The 1,327-nt window shown below is 42.3% G+C and carries 2 protein-coding genes; both read right to left on the reverse strand.

Annotated elements, in window-relative coordinates; genetic code table 11:
- On the reverse strand, window positions 1–316 hold a 316-nt coding region (locus tag ACNO7W_RS16360; protein ID WP_417938925.1), incomplete at its 3' end, for a transposase zinc-binding domain-containing protein.
- Window positions 295–909, reverse strand: coding sequence for a tyrosine-type recombinase/integrase (locus ACNO7W_RS16365; protein WP_417938926.1), 615 nt, complete (start codon window positions 907–909; stop codon window positions 295–297). The genes ACNO7W_RS16365 and ACNO7W_RS16360, both read right to left, overlap by 22 nt.
- Window positions 910–1,327: the final 418 nt, after the last annotated feature.

Here is a 1,327-nt window from a genome sequence, read left to right on the forward strand (position 1 = left end):
CCAAAGAATTGATGCTATCGGCCAAGGTAAAAACCAAGTGAAAGTATGGTACGGGCAAAAGTTCCGTTTCTCTTTTTTCTATCCAATCTTCCCGATTCTTGCCCTGGCACTTCGGGCAATGCCGATTGCGGCAACTGTTGTAACTTATAATGAGGTTGCCACAACTATCACAAGCATCAATATGACCACCCAATTGTGCCGTTCGACATTTTTTGATGGCCGAAAGCGTGCGCAGTTGCCAAGTATTTAATCCATAGTTTTCAATTTTTGAACCAATTTTCCGCAGTACATCCGCTACTTCAAACTGCGGCTGCATTTTGCAAAAAGGGTATCCAATGGACTAAAAATACGCTGGCTTTCGAGTTGGGCAATCTGCAGATACTCCATCGTGGTTTCGATGTTTTGGTGTCCCAAAAGGTCTTTCAGGGTCATAATATCCATTCCATCTTCGAGTAAATGCGTGGCGTAACTATGCCGAAGTGTGTGGGTATGAACTTCTTTTATAATACCTGCTGCCTTGGAGACTTGCTTCACTGCCCATTGAACGCCTCGTTGTGAATAACGATTGTCAAAATCGCCTCCTGCTCCATTAGGCAAAGGCTGACCGTTGAAAAGATACTCTTGGGGTTTTTCGGCTTCGATGTACTTTTTTAAACCCCGAATCAAATGCACCGAAAGTGGCACATAACGGTCTTTTTTACCTTTGCCCTGCACCACTTTGAGTTGTTTTCTATCGAAATCCAAATCCTGCAATCGTACACTGCGTGCTTCCATACAGCGAAGTCCACAACCATAAAGCAAGCCAATGAGGATTTTGTGTTTGAGTAGTTTGGCAGCTTGGAGCATTGCCCAAACTTCTTCCTTGCTCAAAACAACCGGGAGTTTTTTTTCGTGCTTTATCGAGGGCAAACGCAGGAATTCATAAGGCAAGCCTTCGGATTTTAGCAAAAACCGAAGACCATAAACGCAGTGTTTAAAATACGTTTGCGAGGGAGTTTTGGACTTTTTTTGTTGATAAAACAAGTAGTCCTGTACTTGTTCAGGATCGAGTTCAGTCGGAATTTTGCCGTAATAAAGCGATATAGCCGCCACGTGACGGGAATAATTATTGAAAGTACTTTGGCTTCTGCCTAAAACGGAAACCGTTCGCTCAAAACGTTTTAACAGTTCCTCAAATCCGGGAACTTCGCGCTTGGCTTGATTGAGAATTTTGTTTTCTCTTAAGGCATCGGGATGCTTTTTTTTGTAGTCATAATACTGTTTTTTAATTATATTAGCAAAGTAATTAAAATTCAGATTGGTGCTACCGAAGGTTTAGTTCAACAGC

Origin of the sequence: Flavobacterium sp. ZB4R12, assembly GCF_048276375.1 — a bacterium.
Lineage (GTDB): Bacteria > Bacteroidota > Bacteroidia > Flavobacteriales > Flavobacteriaceae > Flavobacterium > Flavobacterium gawalongense.